We start from the raw sequence: 26,905 nt of genomic DNA on the forward strand, positions 1-26,905 counted from the left end.
GTGCAATATGCCCATACTTTTTTCAAAACCTATAGCTTAGACTATAGCTAATTGGTACAAGTAATCTAAGAGTTTAAAAGGGGGATTTTTCATGGCAGAGTTAGTGTTAGATCATATATTCAAGATTTATGATAAAAAGGTGACGGCTGTTAAAGACTTCAACCTTCGTGTTGCCGATAAGGAATTCATCGTTTTTGTGGGACCTTCAGGTTGCGGTAAATCAACGACATTAAGGATGATTGCCGGACTGGAAGACATTTCCCAAGGGGATTTATACATAGACGGCAAGCGAGTCAATGATGTCCCCCCTAAAGATCGCGATATTGCGATGGTTTTCCAGAACTATGCCTTATATCCTCATATGTCTGTATTTGACAATATGGCATTCGGATTAAAGCTCAGGAAAACGCCAAAAGCTGAAATCAAGCAAAGAGTAAATGAAGCGGCAAGGATTCTCGGACTTGAAGAGCTGCTAAACAGGAAACCTAAAGCGCTTTCAGGTGGTCAGCGCCAGCGTGTTGCACTTGGCCGTGCAATTGTAAGGGACGCAAAAGTTTTCTTGATGGATGAGCCATTATCCAATCTCGACGCAAAACTGCGGGTTCAAATGCGCGCGGAAATAGCTAAACTGCATAAACGGCTCGACACCACAACGATATATGTCACACATGACCAAACAGAGGCAATGACCATGGCGACACGTCTTGTTGTAATGAAAGATGGTATCATCCAACAGGTCGGTGCTCCAAAGGATGTTTATGAGAAACCAATAAACGTGTTTGTCGGCGGCTTTATCGGATCGCCTGCCATGAACTTCTTTACCGGAACATTAAAAGAAGGCACAATCAAAATAGGCGAACAAACGCTTGAAATACCTGAATTTAAGATGAAAATGCTACGTGATCAAGGATATGTCGGAAAAGAAGTAATCCTTGGCATCCGTCCGGAAGATTTCCATAATGAAGGAGCTTATTTCACGGAGTCCCCTAACACTACATTCACGACCCAAATTGATGTAGCCGAACTCATGGGCGCGGAGATCATGCTCTACTCCACTTTAGAGGGGCAGGACTTCGTTGCAAGGGTCGATGCCAATAACATTATCCAGGCAGGCGAAAAGATCGAACTTGCCCTCGACATGAATAAAGCGCACTTTTTTGATAAAGGGACCGAACATCGCATTTTGGTTGAAGAAGATGAACTGATGCAGGAAAGCATGAAGTTATCTGCAAATTAAAAATGAAAAGACCCATTCAATATGGGTCTTTTAACGTTTATTCAAATAAAGGGAGATTCATTCCTGGACCAATACCACTTCATCATGTCCGCATTCAGGGCATTTCATGAGATGGGGGCATTGCCCTTTTTGAAGGGATTGAGGGTATCCGTCGTTTTCTTTAAGTATGTCGATATCCATATAAGCACTGTAATCATCAGCATAATCCATGAATTTCCCTTTATCCTCAAGTTCACTGCCGCATTCCGGGCAATCCACATGAATTTTTCTTAGGCCGTTGCAAAGCGGGCATATAGACATTGTTTTTCCTCCTGTTCCCGATACTTATGATTTCAGTATTTGTCGATTCCATTATTTTAACACATGGAAACACCCTCCCTAATGCTAGAGGGAGGGTACTTCCATCCAATTATTTATTAACCATGTTAGCAGGATCGACCCATGCTTTGAATTCATCTTCCGTCAGGAACCCCAGTTTCAACGCCGCTTCTTTTAACGTGGAGTTGTCCTTGAAGGCAGTTTTGGCGATCTTGGCTGCTTTTTCATAACCGATATGCGGGTTCAATGCTGTTACCAGCATAAGGGAACGCTCTACATTTTCTTTGATCTTATCTTCATTTGCAGTGATGCCAACCGCACAATTATCGTTGAAGGAATGAATGCCTTCCGTCAATAATTTGACCGTTTGCAGGAAGTTATAGATGATGACTGGTTTGAATACATTCAATTCAAAGTTACCTTGGCTTGCTGCAAAGCTAATTGTAGCATCGTTACCCACGATTTGTGTCGCAATCATGGTAAGCGCTTCACTTTGGGTCGGATTGACTTTACCTGGCATGATGGAGCTGCCCGGCTCGTTTTCCGGAATGGCTATTTCTCCGATTCCGCTTCTAGGTCCACTTGCCAGCCATCTGACATCGTTCGCAATTTTCATTAAATCCGCCGCCAATGCTTTCAAAGCACCGTGTGCATAGACGATTTCGTTATGGCTAGTCAATGCATGGAACTTATTATCAGATGTGACAAAAGGATATCCTGTATCCGCTGCAATTTGTTTGGCAGAAAGTCCCGGGAATTCTTTCTTTGTATTGATTCCGGTTCCTACAGCCGTTCCGCCTAGAGCAAGGTTCAATAGTTTTTGGCTGCTTTCCTCAATCATCGCCAAATCTTTATCGAGCATCGCTTTCCAACCGGAAATTTCTTGTCCTAATGTTAATGGTGTAGCATCTTGAAGATGTGTCCGGCCGATTTTCACGACATCCCAAAATTCTTTTTCTTTTGTATCGAATGTATCACGAAGTGCTTTGATGGCAGGAACCAATTTTTCAGCGACTTCCATAAAGGCTGCAATATGCATGGCGGTCGGGAAAGTATCATTTGAGCTTTGTGCCTTGTTAACATCATCATTCGGATGAAGGATTTCCGATTCACCATTTTCTTTTAACCATTCATTCCCTTTGTTAGCGACCACTTCATTCACGTTCATATTACTTTGCGTACCGCTTCCCGTTTGCCACACTACAAGCGGGAAATGTTCATCAAGCGTACCTTCAAGGATTTCGCCGCAAATCTTGACGATGGCGTTCTTTTTAACTTCGGAAAGGTCACCAAGATCATAGTTCACCTTTGCAGCAGCTTGTTTAACGTATGCAAATGCACGAACCAATTCAATCGGCATTTTTTCGTTACCGATTTTGAAATTGTTACGGCTTCTCTCAGTTTGTGCTCCCCAATATTTATCAGCAGGAACTTTCACTTCACCCATCGTATCTCGTTCGATTCTGTATTCCATGTGTTCTCCTCCTAAGTTTGCACTATTCATTGAAGAATTTTTGCATATGAAATGAATAATGTCGGATTATTCTTTCTCTCCATACATTGTACAAACTTTATTATTTTAAAGCAAAAATATCCCGCTGACCCTTTCCATATTTCTGGAAAATCCTAGACCATTCATATTTAGATGAAAATTTGGATATTCTTTTTTGACACATAAAGTGTAGGCACCTCTAGGCTTCAATTGACCTGGCCATGAACACAAACACATCATCACCCCCAAAATGTCCTTGACAGCGTTTTGTATATATAGTAAATTCAAAAGAAATTGAATAATCTAAACTCTTATCGAGAGAGGTAGAGGGAATGGCCCGATGACACCTCAGCAACCTTCATTTGTTTCAAACCAATGAAAAGGTGCTAATTCCACAAGTTTATAAACTTGGAAGATAAGAAGAATGACTCGTCCCTACTTAATCAAAGTCTTCTTCTTAAAGAAGACTTTTTTTTATTTTATTTAACTCAAAGGAGCAGTGAAAACCATGTATAAACCTGAAACATATCTTGCTCAATTAGGAAATCGCAGTGAAACGGCGACAGGAACAGTCAATCCGCCGGTATACTTTTCAACAGCTTTTCGCCACGAAGGAATCGGTCAATCGACGGGATTCGACTACACAAGGACAGGTAACCCTACCCGCCAGCTATTGGAGCGATCCATCGCCGATCTGGAAAAAGGAGACCAAGGCTATGCCTGCAGTTCAGGAATGGCCGCCATCTCCACTATACTCGCCCTTTTTAAATCCGGGGATGCGTGGATTGTCAGTGAAGATCTTTATGGCGGTACATATCGGCTGTTAGAACAAGGTTTTAAAAAATGGGGATTGCAGTGTGACTATGTAAACACTTGTTGTTTGGAGGATATCGAAAAAGCCATCACTCCTCACACGAAAGCCATCTTCATCGAAACTCCCACTAACCCTCTTATGCAGCAAACGGATATTAGCGCCGTTGCCGCATTGGCTAAACGATATAATTTATTGCTAATCGTTGATAACACTTTTTACACGCCTCTTATTCAACAACCCATCTTGCTTGGAGCTGATATTGTGATCCACAGTGCAACCAAGTATCTCGGTGGTCATAATGATGTGCTCGCCGGACTGATCGTTGCTAGCGGCGCTGAATTATGTGATGCACTTGCCTTCCATCATAATGGCACTGGAGCTGTCTTGAGCCCATTTGATTCTTGGCTGTTGATGCGCGGAATGAAAACCCTGGCATTGCGGATGGAGCGGCATGAAAAGAATGCCAAGATACTTGTAGATTACTTATCGGAGCATGATTGTGTTACGGACGTATTGTATCCAGGCCGGGGCGGCATGATTTCTTTCCGCATCATTGATGAAGCGGCGGTCAACCCATTTTTACAATCGCTCTCATTAATTTCCTTTGCAGAAAGCCTGGGAGGGGTTGAAAGCTTCATCACCTATCCTGCCACACAAACACATGCCGATATACCGCTTGAAGTCAGAACGGCAAACGGGGTTTGTAACCGACTGCTCCGCTTCTCCGTTGGCATCGAGGATAGCGACGATTTGATTGGTGACTTGCAGCAAGCATTCGCACATGTAAAAAGGGAGGCACTACGATGACAGATCAAGATTTTAGCTTTGAAACGAAATTACTTCATAATCAACATAAATTCGATCCGGCAACGGGCGGTGTGAGCGTCCCCATCCAGCATGCATCGACTTTCCATCAATCCGATATCGATCAATTCGGCAAATATGACTACAGCAGAAGCGGGAACCCAACCCGCGAGGCACTTGAAGACATCATTGCCGAACTTGAGGAAGGCACTCACGGCTTTGCCTTTTCATCAGGTATGGCTGCCATTTCAACAGCCTTCCTGCTATTGTCTGCCGGGGATCATATCGTCATTTCCGAAGATGTGTATGGCGGAACGTTCAGGATGGTCACAAGCGTATTGAACCGTTTCAATATTGAGCATACCTTCGTTGACATGACGGACCTTGAAAGTGTCAAAGCGGCGGTTCAGCCAAATACCAGGGCCATATACATTGAAACGCCTTCAAATCCTTTACTTAAAGTGACCGATATTCAAGCTGTATGTGATATCGCAAAAAAAGCCGGTGCCTTAAGTTTTGTTGATAATACATTCTTGACGCCCGCATTGCAAAAACCGCTGAATCTGGGCGCTGATGTTGTCCTTCATAGCGCGACGAAGTTTTTATCCGGACATAGTGATGTGGTAGCTGGGCTTGCGGTCGTGAAAGATCCGGAATTGGCGGCAAGACTCGGTTCGCTTCAAAACTCCTTTGGAGCGGTCCTTGGTGTCCAGGATGCCTGGCTCGTAATGAGAGGCTTGAAAACCTTGTCAGTTAGAATGGAACATTCACAAAAAGGGGCAGAAAAGATTGCAGCCTACTTAAAGGAGCAGCCCTTGGTGAAAAAAGTGTATTATCCCGGCCTAGCCGATCATCCACAGCACGCCATCCAGAAAGGCCAGTCACTCGGAGCAGGGGCGGTCCTATCATTTGAATTGGAAAGTGAGGAAATCTTCCGTTCCTTCGTGAACACAGTCGAGCTCCCTGTTTTTGCCGTAAGCCTGGGAGCGGTAGAATCCATATTATCCTACCCGGCCAAAATGTCCCATGCGGCCATGCCTGCTGATGAAAGGGAAAAGCGAGGCATCACGAATAGCTTGCTCCGCCTCTCTGTCGGACTGGAAAATCCGGACGATTTAATCAAGGACTTCGAAGCTGCCCTCGTCAATATTGCCAAAGGGGAAGCAATTGCTGCAAAATGATTAAAGTAGTGGGTGCCTCATATTTTATGGGCACCTTTTTTATTCCATCAATAAGAGAAGACCATCGATTTCCCGATGGCCTAACTCTCATTTCTTCATATTATATTTATCCAGGAAGCGATCCACCCGTCCGCCTTTTTCAGCAAACTTCTGCTTTCCTGTATAATAAGGGTGCGTATCCGAGCTGATTTCCACTTTTAATAAGGGATATGTTTGGCCGTCTTCCCAAACGATTGTTTCATTGGACGTCTTAGTGGAGCCTGTCAAAAATTTATACCCACTGTTGGTATCCATGAATACCACTTGTTGATAATCGGGATGAATTTCTTGTTTCACTATTATCACCTCATCGTCAGTATAGGTATATCTTAAACGTAATGATTACTATTATCAATCATTATGCTTGAAGGTACCAAAAGTCGGTACCTTCATTATAGTTTAATCTAGATGATCCACCCTTATTCCATTGTGTTCAGCCAGCCATGCCTTTATGCGGACCTGCCTGCAGTTCATACATTTGATAGTACTTCCCTTTCAGTTCCATTAATTCCTCATGTGTACCTTGCTCAGCAATCCGCCCTTTTTCCAGTACAAGAATTTGGTCGGCATTTTTTATCGTGGAAAGCCTATGTGCAATGATGAAGGTCGTTCTCCCTTTTTTCAGCACTTCCATACCCTCCTGGATAATTGCCTCGGTTTCGGTGTCGATGCTTGCTGTCGCTTCATCCAAGATCAATATGGCCGGATTGAATGCAAGGGCACGGGCAAAAGAGATTAGCTGACGCTGTCCGGAAGACAGCGTTCCGCCTTTTTCGATCACGGGCTCGTCAAGCCCTAAAGGAAGATGCTTCAGCACTTTGTCCCCCCCGACATCTCTTAATGCTTTTTCAACCATTTCCCTTGTAATGCCTTTATGATTGAGACTGATATTGGAGGCGATGGTGCCAGTAAATAAATAGGGGTCCTGAAGGACGATCCCCATATGCTCCCTAAGCGTCTGATGGGGGATATCCAATATATTTCTGCCATCGATTTTGATCTGTCCTTCACTGCTGTCATAAAAGCGGAATAATAAATTCATTATGGAGCTTTTTCCTGAACCGGTGTGGCCAACTAAAGCAACCGTTTCCCCCTGTTTAGCGGAGAAGGAAATGTCCCTTAACACATATTCTTTATCCTTATAACCAAAAGAAACATTTTCGAATTGTACGTTTCCTTTGTATCTGGATATGTTTTCATCGCTGACTGCCAATCCCTTTTCATCCAATAAGCTGAACGTCCTCTCCCCTGCAACAAGCGCCTGTTCAAGATTAGCGAACTGATTGACGATTCCGTGAAGCGGATGTAGCAGGCGGCTGATCAAATCAACAATTGCATACATCATCCCTAAGGAAACGGCCGAACCCACTGTAAGGGAAATACCGCCGAAATACCAGACGAAGGCCATCAGCGCCAAAACCTTAATGACGCCAATCAAGTTTCCACCCGTCAACGAGTTCAAATGGAGCATTTTATTTTGATAGGAAAAATGCTCCCGGTTCAGATTTTCAAAAGATTGCTTCGTCTCCTTTTCACGTCCAAATGCCTGAATGATGCTCATACCAGAAATGGATTCATTGATCATTCCATTAATATCGCTGACCCGTTCCCGAATGATGTGATTATATTTCGAGGCGAATTTACGGTATACCATCGTCCAGATAACGATGATCGGAATAAGTATAAGGCCAATGGTACCGACTCGTGGATCCAGAATAAACAAAGCAATTAGAACGCCGAAAATATTAATGGTACTCGAGAAGAAGTTGGCGAGCACGGTTACATATAATTCCCGGATCGCTTCCGTATCATTAGTGACCCTGGCTACAACTTTACCCGCTGGCATATTATCGAAATAACGTATCGGCAAACGGGAAATATGCCTAAATATATCATTTCGCATCTTCTGTATGATTCGGTTCGCCGCTTTCTGTAAATAAAAACTCTGGCCATATTGAAAAATGGAGGAAAGGATGACAAGGCTGAAATAAAAAGCCACAAGCTTAATGATCCGCGGGATTTCCGGTTGATAAAATCCCATCACTTCCTGACTCGTCAATTTCACTGCTTGCGCACGGTGCTCTTTCCCGTCTTTCTTGATGCTCAATGATTGGTTCTCCAAGGTTCTGCGCCCATCGATAGGGACAGCTTCATCTACGAAGACAAATTGATTGCCAACCTGCAGAACATGGACTTCCCTGCCTTTCTTCTCACCTTTTGCAAAGTAATCAGCACGTTTATACCAATTTCCATCATACTTAACTGCATCTTTTCCTTTACCTGCTTCATACCAGGAAGATTCGATGCCAAGTATATGTGAATCGATGATTTTCTTGGCAACGAAAGGACCCGTTAAATCGGCCGCTACCGAAAGAGCAAGCATGATCAGGGCGCCAATGATCAATTTTTTATAAAGGGCAGCATAATTAAAAAGTTTCTTTACGACCTTCATGCCTTCACCTCCGTCCCTTCGTCAACCTGCTGTCGTTCATATTGCTCGCTATACCAGCCATCATTCAGCAGTAAATCCGCATGAGTCCCCTCTTCGATGATTTTCCCGCTGTCCAATACGATAATCCTGTCCGCGTGCTGAACGGCTGATAAGCGGTGGGTTGTGATGATGGTCGTTTTCCCTGCCCGTTCATTTTGGATATTATCGATGATCGTCGTTTCCGTTTTTGCATCGACAGCGGATAAGGAATCATCCAATATAAGGATTTCCGGATTTTTGATCAATGCTCTGGCAATCGAGATCCTCTGCTTTTGCCCACCGGACAGAGCGACACCCTTCTCACCGACGAGTGTCTCTAGACGATTTGGAAGCATCATTAAATCCTTCTCAAAATCCGCCAGCCGGATAGCTTCAGCCAGTTCATCTTCCGTTGCATCCATTTTACCGAATAAGATATTTTCCCTAACAGTCTTCGAGAATAAAAAATGGTCCTGTGGAACATATCCGATCCATTTACGGATATCTTCAAGGTGCAGTTGCTCCAGCGGCATGCCTGCAAAAGCGATTTCACCTGTACCTAAAGGATATTCCCGCAGCAATTGCTTCACGAATGTCGTTTTTCCACTACCTGTTTTCCCCACTATCCCCAATGTTTGACCGCGCTCAAGCTGAACGGAAATATCGAATAGATTCACAACCGTTGAGGAAGGGTATGTAAAATGCACTGAATTGAATTGGATATTCCCCGGGTTCGTAATACTCTCCAGCCCCATTGAATTCTTCACATCCGCTTCATACGAAAGGGTATCCTGAACACGATCTAGCGAAGCATTTCCCCTTTGCATGACATTGATCAGTTCACCCACCGCGATCATCGGCCAGATTAACATGCCTAGGTACACATTGAACGAAACAAGTCCGCCAAGCGTTATGGCCTGTTGAAACACAAGATAAGCCCCATAGCCCAACCCGATTAAATAGCTGATGCCGATGATAATGCTGATTGTCGGATCAAAGAGGGCGTCGATCCTTGCCACGGCTAGGTTTTTGCTATATACATCCTCGGTCATTTCCTCAAATCGCTTTTCATCTTCCCGCTCCTGGACATAGGCCCGGATAACACGGACACCGGAAATGGATTCCAGGACCTTGTCATTTAAAGTGCCAAAGGCTGCTTGTGCATCCGTAAAACGTTTGTAAATTTTCTTCACGTAAATTTGCATCAGCACTGCCATGATTGGAAGCGGGAGCACCGCCGCAATCGTCAACTGCCAGCTGATCGTGGCTCCCATCATGACCACTACCGTGATGGTGAACAGCACCGCGTCTACGAGGGTCAGTATCCCGAAACCAGCAGTGAGGGATATTGCCTTTAAATCATTGGTTGCCCTTGCCATTAAATCTCCTGTACGGTTTTTTTCATAAAAACTCGGCGTCATTTTCAGCAAATGGCCCATAAACCCTGACCTTAGTTTCCGTTCGACCAAGTTTCCGCCGCCGAATAACAGATAACTCCATAAGTAACCAAATAGGTAACTGCCGATCAGTACCATGAGCAAATAAATAACGTATTTCATGACCCCTTCCTGTGTCATGCTGCCATTGTTCATATCATCGATGGCATTCCCGACAAGTTTTGGCGGGATAACCTCCAAGATATTCACTAGACATAGAAATAAAATCGCCAAGGTGTAACGCTGCCACTGTTCTTTAAAGAACCAGGACAGCTTTTTAAAAATTGCAAACATGAATTCCCCTCCCTTTTGGTCAAACCCTTCGCTCGCTAACCGCTTTCTGGATCTCCCGGCTGCAATAAGATTTCCAATGTCTTTTGTCTCATTTATATTTCCTCCTATCCTGTATATGGAAAGGGTGCTAATGCACCTGGATCCAAAATGCCAAAAAGCCCCCGCCGATTAGCGGAAGCTTTTTTAGATGCGTAATAACACATATAAAAGCGCAGGCCGCGAAAATTCCACAACCTGCGCTTTAAAATCATGAATGGAAATGAGGAATCCTATGTCTGGAAAGACAAGGTCTCAGGGCAGGCGGACGTATGATATTCAATTGTGACATCACTGTGCTTAACTGATTTAGTCATGACGTTCGCCTCCTTTTCCATTGATTAATGGTAATTTTTAACTTGTTTTTAAAGACTACTACGTTTGCATATTTTTGTCAATTGTGACTTTTCTAGATTATTGATGGATAATCCTTTATTCTAATAAGAATGACGCAACCTAAGGAGGTTCAGCATATGCAATGGAGAAAATATATACTCCTGGCGGTTCCCTTTTTATTATCAGCCATTTTCATCTTATTTGCCGTACCGGTCCAATATAGATTTTTATCCTTCATTCCTGTGTTTCTTTTCTGGATAGTTTATTATATTTTATTGTACCGGGAAAAGAAGAATAAAAGATGACATCACCTTGGGGGGTTGCAAATGCAACGCCCCTTTCTTGATGGCTATGCATATAATGATCGAAAAACATTCGTGGTGAAATGTATGCTTTCCCAATATTTTCAAAAGCTGTTGGGTAAACACCCTGCCAAAACAAAACCGATCATCGATGCTGAAAGATTTGACACGCTAAAATCCCGTTTACAAAAAGAGCTCTTTCAGCCTGTTGATGAGTCAAAAGCTTTTTTCCCCGAGGAAGCCGCCCTGATAAAAAGCATTCGAACCGAAACGGCTGCCTTGAACCGGAACAATATCACAAGAACTCAAGCCTATCTTGCCTTTTACAATCGCAATCCAGAGGTTCACTGGGCCTTTTTAGCACATATGGTTTCGAGGAATGGAGGATACCATATGACTGACTTGAAAAGTTCAAACATGACCCATCTCCTTGACAGAGAGGAACGGCAAAAATTTTTCCTTTTCCTTGAGCGTGCCAATTCAGCCATATTTGCAGATGCCTTCCCCCAACTTCTTTTATATGAACATTCTAAACAAAAAGAACTTCCGCTAAGAAGGTATTTACCAGTATTCCGCATTTCAAGATTCATGACCCCGATTTGGGAATCTTTCATCGAAGAGCCCCATTCACCCATTTTGACAACGGCCCTTATCATCAATGAACAAAGAATGCTTCAGGAAAGGATATTAAAACGCACCCGTCATGGTGAAATCCTCCGCAGGCTTGATTTTCAGCTTCAGGAATACTTAGGCTTCATGAAGGTGATCTTTCCTTATGCAAACAAGCAAAAAGGACTTCATTCCTTGACAGGACTTACCGTCGAACGCTTTGCCGACCCGAAACAGCGCATTGAAACGGGGAAATTATTATATGGGCTTCTTTTTCAGCATCCGGTGGTTTTTCGCGGAGTTGGCCATTTTACAAAAGAGATTCCCCACACGGGTTCCAGAGAGGATTATTGGGCAAGCATATATACCTCTGATGGATCCACGTCAAAAGATGATAAAATCTACAGCCCCACTCTTCATGATGCATGGAAAGATCAACTATTCTTTCCTCCCCATTCCTTTGATTGGTTCACGAATGAAAGCTACATGGAAGATTTACGAAGTTTACCAATCATTAAAAAGGAGGACCTGACCAACGAGGTGCTCGAAAATGTCAAGCAGCTCAAAACCCTTAACGGAATGAAAGCCATTTTCTAGCATGATGCCTCTTACTTTGAATATCCCATCCCCCATTTGGCAAGAATGGTTAGCAAAAAAGAATGGGTGAATCAAATGAGAGGCATTGTACTATTGAATCCAAATTACAAAATTTGGGATTTACATATGGATGAAAGCTTTGCAATCCAAAAGATCGTGACGGACAGGTATATGGAAGAGAATAATATTTCCCCGGTCATACTCAATCCGTATCAAATCCACCCTTATTACACCATCCCGCATGAGCTTCTATCCAATTTACAAAGTAAAAAAACGGGGCAAATCGATTCCCTTGTGCTTCATTCCCTGGAAACGATCGAACGCTTCAACTATATTTACCCTGAAAAGTGGCTTGAGCTAAGCGGATATTTCAAAGAGGTTATCACTGTCACGACTCAAACTCCTCCCGTTAGGGCATATGAATCAAATTGATGCTTATCATGGTACTTTAGTCATTGCGAATGGATACTAAGGTTTAAAGACATTTTTCATTCATTTACAAAATTTCCTTCAAAGCGCTTTGGCCACAAGAGCGACTCATATATGCTTTTCTCCTCATGATTGTCGCTTTGCCGCTTCGCCCTCTCTCTATCTATTAAAACCCCCATTGACCTTATATGTATATCAATTTTCCCAATTATAAGATTACTAGGAATTATATAGCTTCAAAACATTCTTTTGGAAATATAGATAAATTTACGGATAAAGCATAGAAAAATAAGTTAATTTTATATATCATTGGAGATAGGAATTTTCTTATTTTTTACTTTTACTAGAAAGGAATGTTAATGATGGCCAAAGAAAAAAAGAAAAAAACCCCAATTCCTTTCCGACTGAACTTTATGTTCTTTTTAATATTCATTTTATTTTCAAGCTTAATAATCCGGCTTGGCATCGTCCAAATCGTGTATGGGGACGATTACCTCCGTGAAGTCGACAGAACGGAAAACGATGTGGCCAATACCCCCGTTCCCCGTGGTAAGATGTATGACCGGAACTTGAATCCGGTCGTTGATAATGAGCCGCGTAATGCCATCACCTATACGAAATACCCGAATACGAAAACGGCAGATATGGTGAAGACGGCAGAGGTCCTTGCCACCTTGATAGAAAAAGATACCAAAAAGGTAACCCTGCCGGATAAAAAGGATTTTTGGATTTTAAAACATCCGAAAGAAGCCGAAGCCTTGATCACCAAGGCCGAGAAGAAGAAAGTCATCGAAAAGAAACTGGAGCAAAAAGATTTATACAAACTTCAAATGGAGCGGATAACCGATGAGAATATCAAGGAATTCTCCAAAGATGAATTGGAAGTGATCGCCATCTTCCGGGAATTCAATAGCGGCTATGCCCTCGCACCGTCAATCGTAAAGAATAAAGATGTCACCACTAAGGAATTCGCCAGGGTCAGTGAACATTTGGATGAAATGCCAGGCGTGGATGTAACGACGGATTGGGAAAGGACCTATAAGTATGACGAGACCCTCCGCTCGGTTCTTGGCAAGGTCTCTTCTTCCGAAGAAGGCATTCCCAGTGAAAATATCGACTATTACCTGGCACGCGACTATACCAGGAATGACCGGGTCGGAAAAAGTTATATTGAAAAACAATATGAAGATGTCCTGCGCGGTCAAAAGACGCGGATTGAAAATGTGCTGAGCAAAGGGGAAGTCATCAAAACGAATACCCTCACTGAAGGGCAAAGCGGAAAGGACTTGGTCCTTACAATTGATATGGAGCTGCAACAGCAGGTTGAAAAAATCCTCGAGAACGAATTGCGCAAAACCAAAGCTAAGGGAAATACCTACTTATTGGATCGTGCCTTCGTCGTTTTAATGGACCCGAATACAGGCGAGGTGCTTACGATGGCCGGCAGGCAATACGGCCGCAACAGTAAAACCGGATTGACCGAAATGAACGATTTTGCCCTTGGAAACATTACGACCTCCTATACGATGGGATCATCTGTTAAAGGAGCCACTGTCTACACAGGCTTTCAGACAGGAGCCATCGCACCAGGGTCAGCTTTTTTTGACAGGAAACTCCATTTAGCAGGGGCTCCTAAGAAAGGATCTTATAGTGATTTGGGTTATGTAACCGATGTCTCCGCGTTAAAGAAATCGTCGAATGTCTATATGTTCATGACGGCAATCAAAATTGCCGGCGGTCATTATATCCCTAACCGGCCGTTAGGAATCAACCGGGAAGCTTATTCCATCATGCGGAATCATTATGCCCAATTCGGCTTGGGTGTCCGTACCGGCATCGACCTGCCAAATGAATCCGTCGGGTTTAAAGGAGTCGATATGTCAACAGACGGATTGCTGCTGGATTTATCGATCGGGCAGTATGATACATATACCCCCATGCAATTGGCACAGTATGTTTCAACGATTGCAAATGGCGGAAAAAGGCTTGAGCCCCATATGGTCAGGGAAATCAGGAATCCATCCAACGAACACAATGAATTGGGCAGCGTCTTTAAAACAATGAGTCCCAAAGTGTTAAACGATTTAGGCGGGAAAGACGTTTGGCTACAGCGTGTCCAGGAAGGATTCAGGCAGGTCGCCCAGGAGCCAGGCGGGACGGCATATAAATATTTCGGCGGGAAGTCTTACCGTGCGGCAGCAAAAACGGGTACTGCCGAAGCCTTTTACGACGGACCGCGGAGGAATCAATATAGCGCGCCAGTCCCGACTATCAATTTGACGCTTGTAGGTTATGCACCTCACAATAATCCGGAAGTGGCATTTTCTGTCGTCGTTCCATGGGTTTATCAAGGTCAGCCCTCTGATGATATTAACAAACGGATCGGGCGGGACGTAATGGACGCCTACTTTAAATTGAAGGAAAAAAGAGCAAAAGGTGAATCTGATGCAGGTAAAGCAGTAGAAAGCACTCAATGATGATTACAAAAAGGCCTGCTCGTAATCGAGCAGGCCTTTTTATGATGCCCATTTATTCCAGCTTTTGAACGAATTCCTTATAAAGGGCCCTAAGTGCATCTCCCCTGCTGATGATGCCGACTACTTTATCATTTTTGTCCACGACGGGGATTTTCTTGAAATGATGCTTGGAAAGGACCTTTATCAATTCATCTAACGGATCTTCGGGAGATAGCTTTGTAATCCTTTTATTATTTTTAATGATTTGTGAGACTTTATCATTCATTTTGGATGTAACTTTTTCATCCAATTCTTCACCGGGAAGAACCGTAATGTAGGTGAAATACCCCATGATGGCTTCCTCTGCAGGTGTCAAGTAACGAAGGATATCCCCGTCCGTCACCATTCCCAATAGCTTATCCTGTTCATCCACGACGGGGACCCCGCCAACTTTATTTTCGATCAAGATCCGCAGAATTTCCTTTAATGTAAAATCAGGACGGGCTACAAAGACTTCCCTTATCATGAAATCCTTAACTAACATAATACCACCCCTTTTTTAAGTTTGTACGTTCTGTATTCATCTCTCCCTATTAATACCCTTACTTACTCTATTTAAAAACCCTTGCCGCCTGAACTGCCTTTTTCCAGCCATTATATAAATCCTTCCGTTCCTGTTCTTCCATCTCGGGTTCGAATTTCTTATCGACCGCCCATAGCTTTGAAATCTCTTCCTGACTTTCCCAATATCCGACAGCGAGCCCAGCCAAATACGCCGCTCCTAACGCTGTCGTTTCACTAATAACGGGTCTTTCGACTGGTACATTCAGGAGGCCGCTTTGGAATTCCATCAAGAAGTTGTTTTTGACAACCCCGCCATCGACCCTCAATGCCTTTAGGTTAATCCCTGAATCAATCTCCATGGCGCTAAGGACATCTTTTGTCTGGTAGGCCAATGCTTCCAATGTTGCCCGGACGAAATGCTCCTTCGCTGTCCCCCTTGTCAGTCCGAATACAGCTCCCCTGACATCACTATCCCAATAAGGGGTGCCTAATCCAACAAATGCGGGAACTACATAGACACCATCGGCTGAAGTGACCCGCAAAGCATACTTTTCACTGTCTTTCGGATCATTCAAGAGTTTCAGTCCATCCCTTAACCATTGTATGGCCGAACCTGCGACAAAAATACTTCCTTCCAAGGCATATTCGACTTTTCCATTCAGCCCCCATGCAATCGTGGTCAACAGGCCATGCTCTGATTTCACTGCCTTTTCTCCTGTGTTCATCAGCATGAAGCATCCGGTGCCATACGTATTCTTAGCCATTCCTTTTTCAAAGCATTCTTGGCCGAACAATGCGGCCTGTTGATCTCCCGCTGCTCCGGCAATCGGGATTTCATGCCCAAAGAAATGGTGTGGCGCTGTTTTCCCGTATACCTCCGATGAAGAACGAACATCCGGAAGCATCGACCGCGGAACTTGCAGGATTTCCAGCAGCTCTTCGTCCCACTTCAGGTCATGAATGTTATACATCAGCGTCCTTGAAGCATTCGAATAATCGGTTACATGTGATTTACCACCCGAAAGTTTCCATATCAGCCACGTATCGATCGTACCAAACAATAAGTCTCCGTTTTCAGCCTTTTCCCGTGCCCCATCTACATGGTCGAGAATCCATTTCACCTTCGTTCCGGAAAAATATGCATCAATCAATAATCCGGTTTTCTGCAAAAATAAGTCATCGAGGCCTTCACCCTTCAATTGCGTACAAATTTCGCTTGTCTGCCGGGATTGCCAGACGATGGCATGATGAATCGGCTGACCTGTTTCCTTATCCCATACCACGGTCGTCTCCCGTTGATTCGTTATGCCAATTCCAGCGATCTGTTCAGGCTTTACATTCATTTCCGATAGACAGGAAGCGATTACCGATAGGATGGAACCCCAAATCTCATTGGCGTTATGCTCCACCCATCCTGGATTCGGAAAGTATTGGGTGAATTCCTTTTGGGCAATATGCAAAACTTCCCCGCTTTTATTAAATAAAATGGCCCGGGAACTTGTCGTTCCCTGGTCCAATGATAGTATGTAAGTCTCCATGGCTGTCTCCTCCTGCACTTAAGAAAAAGGTTCATTTCAGCTTAAGTGTCATGCTGTTTTTTCTTTCTACATTTTACTAGATATACCCGTGAAAACAAAAAATATATAAACTACAGCAGAAAACTGAATAATATTGGCAGGTTAAGAGTTTATCTTTTACAATGAAAATAAGCGGATAGGAGGAATGAAAATTGAATAATCATGAAATAGATTTTAAGGTATATGGAGATGACATGCAGTTTGTAGAAGTGGAATTGGACCCTCAGGAAACGGTGATTGCCGAGGCTGGAAGCTTAATGATGATGGAAGATCAAATCAAGATGGAAACCATCTTTGGTGATGGGTCTTCAAATGGTGACAGCGGAATGATGGGTAAGCTATTCGGGGCCGGGAAACGGCTCCTTACTGGTGAGAGTCTTTTCATGACGGCTTTTACGAATGAAGGACGAGATAAAAAACACGTTTCATTCGCATCGCCATATCCAGGTAAAATCATCCCGATGGATTTAAGCGAGCTGGGCGGGAAAATCATATGTCAAAAAGACGCATTCCTGGCGGCCGCAAAAGGCGTTTCGGTCGGAATTGAGTTTCAGAGAAAAATAGGGGCAGGCTTCTTTGGCGGTGAAGGCTTCATCATGCAAAAACTAGAAGGAGATGGAATGACCTTCGTTCATGCCGGCGGCACGATCCATAAAAAGGAATTGGCAGCAGGGGAGATTTTACGCGTCGATACAGGATGTTTAGTGGCAATGACTAGCGGGGTAGATTATAATATTGAAACTGTAAAGGGTGTGAAAACCGCTTTGTTCGGCGGCGAAGGTTTATTCTTTGCAACATTAAAAGGACCCGGAACAGTATGGGTGCAATCTTTGCCATTCAGCCGGCTAGCCAGCCGTGTATTTGCTGCAGCGCCGCAAAATGGAGGATCATCCGAAGAAGGCAGCGTAGCTAGAGGCTTATTCAATTTATTCAACGATAAATAAGAACCGGACCAATGGCTGCCATCCTGGCAGTCATTGATCTGAAAAGGATGGGTAGCTACATGCAGCTTGTTAAGTGGTCCTACATGAGACGCTATAATATCAGGGCAATTTTTGATCAATTCCCGAATTCGCCTGTTATTTTCCGAAAAATAAGAGATTACTATTTTGTTTATACCGTTCACTGGACAGCTGCCGATGCCCCTATCGGCATAAAAGAGCTTGAAGAAATGGAACAGCTGCTCAACCGTGAGCTCGGGACTGAACTGCAATATCTCTACCGAAGAAAATGAGTTACTCCTCGTACATCATTTTTCTTGTCATGCCTCCATCGACGATAAGATCCTCACCCGTAACGAAATTATTTTCCGTTGCCGTCAAATAAAGACAGGCCCTTGCAATATCGTCCGGTTTGCCAACCCGATTGGAAAAATGCTGCTGGTGATCTTCATCCCTCAGCGATTCATAATCTCCCGTTTCAATCCACCCCGGAGAAATCGAATTGACCGTAATTTTCTCTTTGCCCAAAGAAGCGGCAAGCGCATGTGTCAGTGCTTTGATCCCTCCTTTGGTTGCTGCATAGGATTCCGAATCAGGCTCAGACATCATCGCTCTGGTTGATGCTATATTGATGATCGCACCTCCCATTTCATTTTTCCGCATCGATTCTGCCGCGGCCCGGGAACAAAGGAAAACACTGCGCAAATTCGTATTCATCATATCGTCCCATTCCTCTATCGTCAGATCATAAAGCGATTTGAATAATGCCTTTCCTGCATTATTGATTAATATATCAATGGTCTTATATGTTTTTAGAGTTACATCCATCAATTGTTGAATGTCAGCTTCCTTGCGTACATCCGTTTTAACGAACATGGCTTCATGACCCTTACTTTTGAGCTCTTCCACACACAGAAGTCCTTCCCGCTCGTCCAAATCTGCGAGAACGACTGAAGCGCCGCTTTCTGCATATCCCTTTGCCACGCCTCTCCCTATCCCATTCGAAGCACCTGTTACAATCACCGTTTTATTTTTGAAACCCATTATTCCAACCTCACTTTCACAGCCGCTTTTCCCTATCATAATATCCAATCCTCTCCACTTCAAACAATTTTGAGCTATATAAAGATCCTTTTCTTTTCCATCAATAATCGCAGGACCCTTATATTTTTGTAGCTGCCCTAAAGTGATGTATGATAGATGGTAACAACAAGAATGAACCAGAGTGAAAGGCATCCGCTATTATCTTTCTTACAGTGTAAAAATTTATATTGGAGGAATGTAAAAATGGACTTATTAAAAAATGTGTTTTCTTTAGGATTAGGTGCTGCCGCTGCTACAAAAGAGCAAATTGAAAAAGCGGTGGACTCTCTTGTCAAAAAAGGCGATATCAGCAAAGAAGACTCCAAGATCCTTATTAAGCAATGGGTCGAAAAAGGGGAGCAAGCCCAAAAGCAGCTGGACGATTCCGTCAAGGCCAAGGCCAATCAAGCGCTCAATGGCCTAAACTTGGCAACTAAAGAAGAAGTCGAGGAATTGGAGCGCCGTATCGTAATTTTGGAGAAACAGAACCAAAACTTACAACCGTGACAGGAGGTACTTGAATGTTTCGCAAGCGGCTGAAACACGCACATCGTTACCAAGAAATCATTAATGCCTTTTTGAAAAATGGGTTTGGTTACTTCATCTACCGCCTGGGATTATCCGAGAGTAAAGCGGGATCGAAACTCCAACCCGATGAAAACCTGAACCTCCGCTCAATCGGAGAGCGGCTGCATACGATATTACAAAGCTTGGGACCTACATTCATTAAACTTGGTCAGATTGCAAGTACGAGGCGTGATTTCGTTCCTGACGAAATCGTCCGCGAGCTTGAAAAGTTACAGGACCAGGTCACCCCCTTTCCATTTGATAGGGTCCGTAAAATTGTCGAGGCCGAATTGGGTGATTCTTTGGAAAACATTTTCCTTGAATTTAATGAAACCCCACTGGCAACCGCCTCGATTGGACAGGTCCATACGGCTCGGCTTCCATCACAAGAAGTCGTAGCAATCAAAGTGCAGCGGCCAGATATTCTGCCGACTGTGGAAACGGATTTGGAAATTCTCGATGATTTGGCAAGACTTATGGAAGCACGCATATCTTGGGCAAGACGCTACCAAATCAGAAAAATGATTGATGAATTCGCTAAATCACTCCGCGCAGAACTTGATTATAACTCCGAGGGTCGAAACGGTGAAAGAATAGCCAAGCAATTCATCGATGATCAAGGGTTTAAGGTACCAAGGATCCATTGGGAGTTTTCCACAAAACGGGTCCTGACAATGGATTTCATTCAGGGAATTAAGATCAATCATTATAAACAGCTTGATGATGAAGGTTATGATCGCCGGCAAATCGCGGAAAGATTAGCGAACTCCATGCTTCATCAAATATTGATCGATGGCTTTTACCACGGTGATCCCCACCCAGGCAATATCATCATATTGCCTGGGAATGTCGTCGCACTCATGGATTTTGGAATGGTGGGACGTCTCGAGGAAGAAACGAAATATCAGTTCGCCTCGCTTGTCATCAATCTGAAACGCGGAAGCACCAATGGATTGATCAAGACGCTTTCAGATATGGGTCTCTTGACGGACGAAATCGATATGGCCCCATTAAGGGGGGATATTGATGAACTGCGAAATAAATATTATGATATCCCATTGAGCCAAATCTCTTTAGGCGGAGCAGTCAATGATCTGTTCACGGTTGCCAATCGTCACCAAGTCCAAATCCCACCCGAATTCACGATGCTCGGCAAGGCTCTGCTTACCATGGAGGCCATTGTCGAAGGATTAGATCCGAATTTCAGCATCATGAAGGCAGCTGAACCTTTTGGGGAAAGGCTTTTTAAAGAACGCTACAACCCAAAAAACATTGCGAAGAACGCCTGGAATCAATTCATCGAGTCTGCTGAAGCCATTGCCGAACTGCCCAAGGATATCAGGGAAGTGACAGGTATCATTAAAAAAGGGAAATTGCGGCTCGATATCAACATCCCCGAACTTCAAGTTTTTTTACATAAGCTTGATCAAATCTCGAACCGGCTGTCGTTCAGTATCATCCTGCTTGCATTCAGCATTATCATGGTCGGTCTCATTATCGGCTCTGCAATAGGCGGGGAAACCTTGATCCTTTGGAAGATACCGGTTATCGAAATTGGTTTTGTCGTTGCAACCCTGATGTTCTTACTCATGCTCTACACTATTTTCAGATCCGGAAAAATGTAACTCACTTAAAAAGCCGAGGGCCGACCGCCCGCGGAAAGCGAGTGCCATACGTTCCAATCAACGTCCAAATTGTACAAGCCATAAAAATAGACAAACTCGATTTTCATCGAGTTTGTCTACATTCAAGGAACCCCTTTGGTATAGGGGGTTTTTCTTGATTTGATTCATTGGTTATTTATCCGACGTTCATATGAAACGGCATACGCACTATGGCGAAAATGCAAGATCCGGTCTTCCGAGCACTCGATTCCTTCAGGGATATTGGTTGGATCAAACAATAAAGTATCTTTACACACTTCCGATTTTTTGGAGATCATTAAATGCCCTATCGTGATTACCTGTTTATCTTCCGACCAAGCAATAGTCGGATCGTCAGTCGGGTCATTTTCCCCTCCTATTTGGATGTTCAATTTAAAGCCCACCGGTCCTTCTTTAAGCCTCTTTTCCATTTCTTCATCCAGATACTCCGGCGAATGCTCGGCAATCTCCCCTTTTTCTAACATACTAAGGCCGGCATCTGGCACCCACTCATACTTGATTGCCTGTCGCCTTCCTTCCTTGTTAATGAAATAGAATGCGTGAATGGAGTAATATTGGCACGTTGAAAAACTGGCTGGAGAACGCATTTCTTTAAGCATTTGCAAGCTTGCCTTGCTTTCAGGGTATTTCCACAGGATTTTTGCAAGCTCTTTCAGATTGGGGAAACCTTCCTTTACAGATTGGAAAAAGCCAGCAATATCAACAAACGCTTGCGGTGTTTTCGCAAAGAATAACGGAATGGTCACAGTAATAAGATCTGACACCTTTCCATTCGGCAAATGAAACTTGACTGCCATGCCCTTTACAGGGGAAATGGCATCAGGATGGCTTGGAATCGGTGAGCTATTTGAAAACCGAATGATCACCGGCACGGCTTCATCCTGAAGATGCGAAGCCACCGTTAATGGGGACGCTTTTCCGTTTGGGGTAAAAACACCCTCATAAACATATCCCCTTGCATGCACGCGCCGATAACCAGGATGTGTTCCTGCTACATTTTCAATCATATTTACTGCTTCCCTGGCCAGTTCAGGTTTGTAGTCGTCGGTTCCTTCCATGATACCTCACCCCACCTTTTCAGATTATAATCCATTATTACATGTACCCCTTATTCCATTAGCTTATTCTTTCTTGAATCACCGAAAGCATTGATTGCAAAAAAAACCTGGCGCTGCAAACATATGTCATATCTTTATGGACACGTGATTTTATCCATTAATTCTAGAACCGTTCAAAATGATCGGCATATACAGATCTCTTTTTCTGCATTATAAAAATACTCATTCCTGTCCCGGCTCCACCTGTGAAAGGATAACATGGGTAACGGTTGCCGCAAAAGGAATGGTCCGATTGATGAATTCCTCCACTTCTTCAAGGCTCTGAGTGTGGATTTTCAGCATAAAGCAAGCCTGCCCGGCAATTCGATAACAAAAGTCAACATTCGGCACCTTGGAGATATACTTTTTGAATTTCTCATATTCCCCATTTTTTATCGTAGCTTCCACGATACACTCAATTGGAAAACCGATCTTTTTATGATCAATCTCGGCAACATACCCTTTAATGATCCCGAACGACTCCATTTGCCGTACCCGTTCGGCAACGGTGGGGGCCGAAAGGTTTACTTTCTTTGCCAATTCCCTCATGGAAATTCGGCTATTCAACGTTAATTCGGCAAGGATGCTATGGTCTTTCTCATCTATTTTCATTTTTAAATTATTCCCCTTTGTCTCTTTACATTCGTTCATTATTAAACCACATTTCTTTACAAACGGAATTAAAATTTCTGGATTTTTATATTAGGATTATCTCAAAGGAGAGATGTTCATGACAAGAATAAAAAAATCATCACAGGGCTCCAGTCCATTTCAAAGATTATTTCATTCTGAAGAGATTTCGCATAAATGGTCGGACCTCTCAGATTGCATATCTGCAGATGGGAAACTTTCGGAGAAATTGAAGGAAAACGTCAGAAGGGTGCTGGCATACGGTAATGGCTGCTCATACTGTCAGGGAAAAGGGACTCCGCTAAAGCCGGAAGATATGAAAGAAAGCTATGCAATTGCCTTTGCGGAAGTATTTCTCTTGCAACGTGAAAAAACGGAGGAAAAGTTTTTCCAAGTATTGAAGGAAGTGTTCAGTGATGAAGAGGTTTCTGAACTATTGGCATTCATTTGTTTTACAACCGCCCAGCAATATTTCGGCGCTTTGATGGATTTAAAATAACACAAAAAAAGGAACAGGCCTTCCGCCTCGTTCCTTTCTGTAAAAAACCTACATTCTACCCTTCATTAGTTTGAACGATACATCAGTTGAATGACCGCCTAGGATTTCGCACCATGATCCTCCATTTCATTGATCCTTGGAAGAATGGAGCGGGAAGGTACCGGGGATGTCAAAACCACAGATGTATTCAGATGTCCATAGGGTATTAATCGATCTATCAGTAATCTCATGCTGTCCATATCAGCTAAAGCCGCTTTCAAAAAATATCCAACTGTTCCTGTTACACGGTGGCACTCGATAATGTCTAAATCATTTTTCACTAATTGCTCAAAATCGGAAACAGGGACTTTAAGTTCACTCACCTGAATGAACACAAGTACACCCCTTCCTATTGCCAAAGGGGAAACCCTTGCGCTGAACCCCTCAATGATCCCCTTTTCTTGCAGGCGGTACATTCGTTCAGAGATGCTAGGTCGACTGAGAGCCAATTTCTTCGATAGTTCACTAATCGTAATGCGTCCATCTTTTTGTAAAAGTTCCAGTAAACTGACATCTATTTCATCCATGAAGCAACCGCCTTTCATAATGAAGGAATATAAGCATATATTTCTTTAAAATGTTGTATGGATAGCGAAAAATACGTTCTTTTTTGTATGTAATTTTAACAGTTAATATTCTATCATTAAAATAATCAAATAGAAAAAGAAAATTCAGAACTTTACCAAAGGGAGGAACCTGCATTGACCTTTACAAAAATCCCGGTTCGACAAAACATCGAAAGCATTAGCCCATATGTTTCCGGCAAACCAATTGAAGAAGTGCAACGTGAACTTGGTCTTGAAACGATCGTTAAATTGGCATCCAATGAAAACCCATTCGGTTACTCACCTCTAGCAAAAGAAGCCATGCTTAACGAAATGGAGCAAACCTCCTTTTATCCTGAAGGCATGGCGCCTGCATTAGCTGAAAAACTGGCAAGAAACTTGAATATCAATAAAGATCATATCATTTTGGGCAATGGATCTGATGAAGTGATACGTTTGTTGACAAGAACCTATATCCAACAAAATGATGAAGTCATCATGGCTGATGTGACATTTCCACGCTATGAAACGAATGTATTGATTGACGGCGGCACACCTGTAAAGATTCCTCTTACCAATGGTGTACATGACCTTCAGGGTATGTATGAAGCCATAACAGAAAAAACAAGAATGATATTCGTCTGTAATCCCAATAATCCGACAGGAACGATCGTTCAAAAAGAAAAGTTACGCTCTTTCATCGAGAAGGTGCCGAAGCATATTTTACTGATCGTTGATGAAGCATACTATGAATATGTCGATGATGCAGAATTTTTAGAAACCTTACCGCTTCTCAATATGCATTCAAATCTGGTTATCTTACGCACTTTTTCAAAGATATATGGATTGGCTGCTTTAAGGATCGGATACGGTTTAATGGATGCTTCCATCATACAAGAGCTAGTTAAAGTGAAGGAACCCTTCAATACCAATCGTTTGGCACAGGCTGCGGCATTCGCTTCCCTCGACGACCATCCATTTGTTGAGAATTGTGTTCGTAAGAATGAGGAAGGAAGAAGATATCTAGAAAATGAACTAAGCAAGATGGGTTTGACATTCTTCCCTTCACATGCCAACTTCTTGATGGTTAAATTGAACCAGCCTGGCAAGGACATTTTTGAGAAGTTATTAATTCAGGGTGTCATCATCCGTTCAGGTCATTTGCTAGGCTATGAAAATACCATCCGCGTGACAATCGGCACTCCGCTTGAGAACGAGAGATTCATAGCATCCTTACAACATATAATCAAGAAAACATCTGGAAATGACCAATCGAAATGAAGTTGCAGAATATAAGTGATCAGTAATGAAAGATACGACATGGACGCCTTTGCCCATGTCGTATCTTTTATGCGGATTTATTTAGCGATATTTTTTTCTATTATAGGTGTTTCCTGTATGTCCACTCTTTTAAATTTAAAAATTGAAATCAAGATTAAGGCAGCCAACACAATCAGGCAAGTAATGATACTGATTCGATTCTGATCACTGAACACGAACGTGACACAAATGATGCTTAACGTGATTACGGTAAACAAGGTTATATATGGAAATCCCCACAATTTAAAACTGGGAGCTTTGGGATATGAATTGCGAAGTTTAAGCTGCGCTAAACAGATGCTGATCCATACAAGTGATACTACAAAACCCGGAAACGCCATTAATAGAGTAAATGCCTTGTCCTGTGCAACAAAAGTAATCATGGAGCCGACGAACAATACACCTGCACTTAATAGCAAACTGTACAAGGGAACGCCATTTTTTGATACATAAGAGAACGACTTGGGAGCTTCCCCTTCTGCAGCTAAAGAATGCAGCATTCGAGTACACCCATATATTCCAGAGTTAGCGGCTGATAAGACGGCCGTAATCAAAATGAAATTCATGATATGTGCAGATCCCTGAAAACCTGACATTGACAAAACCTGTACAAACGGACTTGCCTGGTCGCCAATTTCATTCCACGGAATCAAACCGCAGATTACAAGTATCGGTAAGGTGAAGAATAATACAACTCTCCAAATATAGTTTTTAATGACCTTAGGTAAAATGCGTTCTGCATCCTTTGCTTCCGTTACCGTCACCCCAATTAACTCGGAACCGCCATAGGAGAACATGACGATCAGTAATGCCGAAAAGATGGACATCCACCCATTCGGGAAAAATCCTCCATGCCCTGTGAAGTTTTGCAGATAATTAGATCCGCCGCTTGGGATCACACCAAATAAAATACAGGCTCCCAATATGATGAATAAGATGATCATTGTAATTTTAATGCCGGCAAACCAAAATTCGAATTCACCATAATTTTTGACATTCATCATGTTAATCCCAATAATGAAGGCCGCACACCCTAAACTTAATATCCATAGCGGGATTGCCGGGAGCCAATACTGCAAAAAGCTTCCTGCCACCACTACCTCAATGACACAAACGGACAGCCACATGAAACAATACATCCAGCCTACGATGAAGGAAAGGCGCTTACCGAATGCTTTCTGAACGAAGCCTTTCATATTCGTATTTGGATAGACAATTGCCATTTCCGCTATGGCACCCATGACTACTAGCAATAACAATCCTGCAAAAATATAAGTGAATATGACTCCAGGCCCTGCTAACGATATGGTTTCGGCACTTCCTTTAAAAATCCCAGTACCTATTGCCCCTCCCATTGCCATCATGCTAATATGCCTCGGCAATAATTTCTTTTGCAATGACCCACCATTTGACTCCATTACATTTGCCTCCTTCATTCCATAATTTTCTCGTATAAATTAAACCCATTTAATCGTTGAATGGCGAATAGATTTGTTATCTCATCAACCGTTATGGTTTAGGAGTGGAAG

Annotated in this window: 25 protein-coding genes and 1 riboswitch; of the genes, 13 read left to right on the plus strand and 12 right to left on the minus strand. The window is 43.1% G+C overall.

Annotated elements, in window-relative coordinates:
- Window positions 1-91 precede the first annotated feature (91 nt).
- On the plus strand, window positions 92-1,237 hold the full coding sequence (locus A6755_RS21345; RefSeq protein ID WP_052137502.1) for an ABC transporter ATP-binding protein: 1,146 nt from the start codon (window positions 92-94) through the stop codon (window positions 1,235-1,237).
- Between the two features lie 57 nt (window positions 1,238-1,294).
- Here the strand turns inward: A6755_RS21345 and A6755_RS21350 are convergent, their stop codons facing one another.
- Both A6755_RS21350 and fumC read right to left on the minus strand, forming a co-directional pair.
- Entirely contained in the window at window positions 1,295-1,537 is a 243-nt protein-coding gene (locus tag A6755_RS21350) for a hypothetical protein (protein ID WP_034314767.1), read from the minus strand.
- A 109-nt stretch (window positions 1,538-1,646) separates the two neighbouring features.
- Window positions 1,647-3,029, minus strand: coding sequence for a class II fumarate hydratase (gene fumC / locus A6755_RS21355; protein WP_063591887.1), 1,383 nt, complete (start codon window positions 3,027-3,029; stop codon window positions 1,647-1,649).
- A 326-nt stretch (window positions 3,030-3,355) separates the two neighbouring features.
- Window positions 3,356-3,469: riboswitch (SAM riboswitch) on the plus strand.
- Between the two features lie 86 nt (window positions 3,470-3,555).
- Here fumC and A6755_RS21360 point away from each other — a divergent pair.
- Together A6755_RS21360 and metC are read left to right on the plus strand one after the other, a co-directional pair.
- Window positions 3,556-4,668: a methionine biosynthesis PLP-dependent protein gene (locus A6755_RS21360; RefSeq protein WP_034314771.1), complete on the plus strand. Its 1,113-nt coding sequence runs from the start codon at window positions 3,556-3,558 to the stop codon at window positions 4,666-4,668.
- The gene (metC, locus tag A6755_RS21365; protein ID WP_063591888.1) at window positions 4,665-5,846 is read left to right on the plus strand and encodes a cystathionine beta-lyase; all 1,182 of its coding nucleotides are present in this window, start codon (window positions 4,665-4,667) and stop codon (window positions 5,844-5,846) included. Before A6755_RS21360 ends, metC begins: the two co-directional genes overlap by 4 nt.
- An 87-nt stretch (window positions 5,847-5,933) precedes the next feature.
- On the opposite strand, the gene A6755_RS21370 is transcribed toward metC, so the two are convergent.
- From A6755_RS21370 to A6755_RS21380, 3 genes are all read right to left on the minus strand, one after another.
- The gene (locus A6755_RS21370; RefSeq protein ID WP_034314776.1) at window positions 5,934-6,182 is read right to left on the minus strand and encodes a type B 50S ribosomal protein L31; all 249 of its coding nucleotides are present in this window, start codon (window positions 6,180-6,182) and stop codon (window positions 5,934-5,936) included.
- Between the two features lie 136 nt (window positions 6,183-6,318).
- Window positions 6,319-8,337 carry an ABC transporter ATP-binding protein gene (locus A6755_RS21375; protein WP_063591889.1) on the minus strand — a complete coding sequence of 673 codons (2,019 nt, stop codon included), beginning with the start codon at window positions 8,335-8,337 and terminating at the stop codon, window positions 6,319-6,321.
- Window positions 8,334-10,085: an ABC transporter ATP-binding protein gene (locus A6755_RS21380; protein ID WP_063591890.1), complete on the minus strand. Its 1,752-nt coding sequence runs from the start codon at window positions 10,083-10,085 to the stop codon at window positions 8,334-8,336. The genes A6755_RS21375 and A6755_RS21380 overlap by 4 nt, the downstream gene beginning before the upstream one ends.
- A gap of 509 nt (window positions 10,086-10,594) precedes the next feature.
- On the opposite strand from A6755_RS21380, the gene A6755_RS27255 reads away from it, so the two are divergent.
- The 4 genes from A6755_RS27255 (at window position 10,595) to A6755_RS21395 (ending at window position 14,871) form a co-directional block, all read left to right on the plus strand.
- Window positions 10,595-10,762, plus strand: coding sequence for a hypothetical protein (locus A6755_RS27255; RefSeq protein WP_174878754.1), 168 nt, complete (start codon window positions 10,595-10,597; stop codon window positions 10,760-10,762).
- Between the two features lie 21 nt (window positions 10,763-10,783).
- A complete protein-coding gene (locus A6755_RS21385) occupies window positions 10,784-11,965 on the plus strand; it encodes a DUF2515 family protein (RefSeq protein ID WP_063591891.1) in 1,182 nt (393 codons plus the stop codon).
- A 75-nt stretch (window positions 11,966-12,040) separates the two neighbouring features.
- Window positions 12,041-12,397 carry a hypothetical protein gene (locus A6755_RS21390; RefSeq protein ID WP_063591892.1) on the plus strand — a complete coding sequence of 119 codons (357 nt, stop codon included), beginning with the start codon at window positions 12,041-12,043 and terminating at the stop codon, window positions 12,395-12,397.
- Between the two features lie 359 nt (window positions 12,398-12,756).
- Complete coding sequence (locus tag A6755_RS21395) at window positions 12,757-14,871, plus strand: peptidoglycan D,D-transpeptidase FtsI family protein (protein ID WP_084738023.1); 2,115 nt, start codon at window positions 12,757-12,759, stop codon at window positions 14,869-14,871.
- Between the two features lie 52 nt (window positions 14,872-14,923).
- Here the strand turns inward: A6755_RS21395 and A6755_RS21400 are convergent, their stop codons facing one another.
- Together A6755_RS21400 and glpK are read right to left on the minus strand one after the other, a co-directional pair.
- Window positions 14,924-15,394: a CBS domain-containing protein gene (locus A6755_RS21400; protein WP_063591894.1), complete on the minus strand. Its 471-nt coding sequence runs from the start codon at window positions 15,392-15,394 to the stop codon at window positions 14,924-14,926.
- Between the two features lie 67 nt (window positions 15,395-15,461).
- Window positions 15,462-16,952, minus strand: a complete 1,491-nt coding sequence (gene glpK / locus A6755_RS21405; RefSeq protein WP_063591895.1) for a glycerol kinase GlpK — start codon at window positions 16,950-16,952, stop codon at window positions 15,462-15,464.
- Between the two features lie 191 nt (window positions 16,953-17,143).
- Here glpK and A6755_RS21410 point away from each other — a divergent pair, with 191 nt between their 5' ends.
- Window positions 17,144-17,935 (plus strand): TIGR00266 family protein, encoded by a 792-nt coding sequence (locus A6755_RS21410; protein WP_057275762.1) that lies wholly within the window; start codon window positions 17,144-17,146, stop codon window positions 17,933-17,935.
- Window positions 17,936-17,994: 59 nt separating this feature from the next.
- A complete protein-coding gene (locus A6755_RS21415) occupies window positions 17,995-18,225 on the plus strand; it encodes a hypothetical protein (RefSeq protein WP_053534042.1) in 231 nt (76 codons plus the stop codon).
- 1 nt (window position 18,226) lies between these two features.
- Here A6755_RS21415 and A6755_RS21420 read toward each other — a convergent pair whose 3' ends face one another.
- Window positions 18,227-18,976, minus strand: coding sequence for a glucose 1-dehydrogenase (locus A6755_RS21420; protein WP_063592647.1), 750 nt, complete (start codon window positions 18,974-18,976; stop codon window positions 18,227-18,229).
- Between the two features lie 243 nt (window positions 18,977-19,219).
- On the opposite strand from A6755_RS21420, the gene A6755_RS21425 reads away from it, so the two are divergent.
- The gene (locus A6755_RS21425; protein WP_063591896.1) at window positions 19,220-19,522 is read left to right on the plus strand and encodes a phasin family protein; all 303 of its coding nucleotides are present in this window, start codon (window positions 19,220-19,222) and stop codon (window positions 19,520-19,522) included.
- A gap of 14 nt (window positions 19,523-19,536) precedes the next feature.
- On the plus strand, window positions 19,537-21,207 hold the full coding sequence (locus A6755_RS21430; RefSeq protein ID WP_053534040.1) for an ABC1 kinase family protein: 1,671 nt from the start codon (window positions 19,537-19,539) through the stop codon (window positions 21,205-21,207).
- 164 nt (window positions 21,208-21,371) lie between these two features.
- Here the strand turns inward: A6755_RS21430 and A6755_RS21435 are convergent, their stop codons facing one another.
- Both A6755_RS21435 and A6755_RS21440 read right to left on the minus strand, forming a co-directional pair.
- Window positions 21,372-22,304: a catalase family peroxidase gene (locus A6755_RS21435; RefSeq protein WP_034314802.1), complete on the minus strand. Its 933-nt coding sequence runs from the start codon at window positions 22,302-22,304 to the stop codon at window positions 21,372-21,374.
- Window positions 22,305-22,526: 222 nt separating this feature from the next.
- The gene (locus tag A6755_RS21440; RefSeq protein WP_063592648.1) at window positions 22,527-22,955 is read right to left on the minus strand and encodes an Lrp/AsnC family transcriptional regulator; all 429 of its coding nucleotides are present in this window, start codon (window positions 22,953-22,955) and stop codon (window positions 22,527-22,529) included.
- A 118-nt stretch (window positions 22,956-23,073) separates the two neighbouring features.
- Here A6755_RS21440 and A6755_RS21445 point away from each other — a divergent pair, with 118 nt between their 5' ends.
- Complete coding sequence (locus A6755_RS21445; RefSeq protein WP_063591897.1) at window positions 23,074-23,472, plus strand: carboxymuconolactone decarboxylase family protein; 399 nt, start codon at window positions 23,074-23,076, stop codon at window positions 23,470-23,472.
- Window positions 23,473-23,570: 98 nt separating this feature from the next.
- On the opposite strand, the gene A6755_RS21450 is transcribed toward A6755_RS21445, so the two are convergent.
- Window positions 23,571-24,038, minus strand: coding sequence for an Lrp/AsnC family transcriptional regulator (locus A6755_RS21450; RefSeq protein WP_034314805.1), 468 nt, complete (start codon window positions 24,036-24,038; stop codon window positions 23,571-23,573).
- Window positions 24,039-24,212: 174 nt separating this feature from the next.
- Between A6755_RS21450 and hisC the strand changes: the two genes are divergently transcribed.
- Entirely contained in the window at window positions 24,213-25,337 is a 1,125-nt protein-coding gene (gene hisC, locus A6755_RS21455) for a histidinol-phosphate transaminase (protein WP_063591898.1), read from the plus strand.
- A 77-nt stretch (window positions 25,338-25,414) separates the two neighbouring features.
- Here hisC and A6755_RS21460 read toward each other — a convergent pair whose 3' ends face one another.
- Window positions 25,415-26,794 carry an amino acid permease gene (locus tag A6755_RS21460; RefSeq protein ID WP_063591899.1) on the minus strand — a complete coding sequence of 460 codons (1,380 nt, stop codon included), beginning with the start codon at window positions 26,792-26,794 and terminating at the stop codon, window positions 25,415-25,417.
- Between the last annotated feature and the right edge of the window lie 111 nt (window positions 26,795-26,905).

It is taken from the genome of Peribacillus frigoritolerans (assembly GCF_001636405.1).
Classification (GTDB): domain Bacteria; phylum Bacillota; class Bacilli; order Bacillales; family DSM-1321; genus Peribacillus; species Peribacillus frigoritolerans.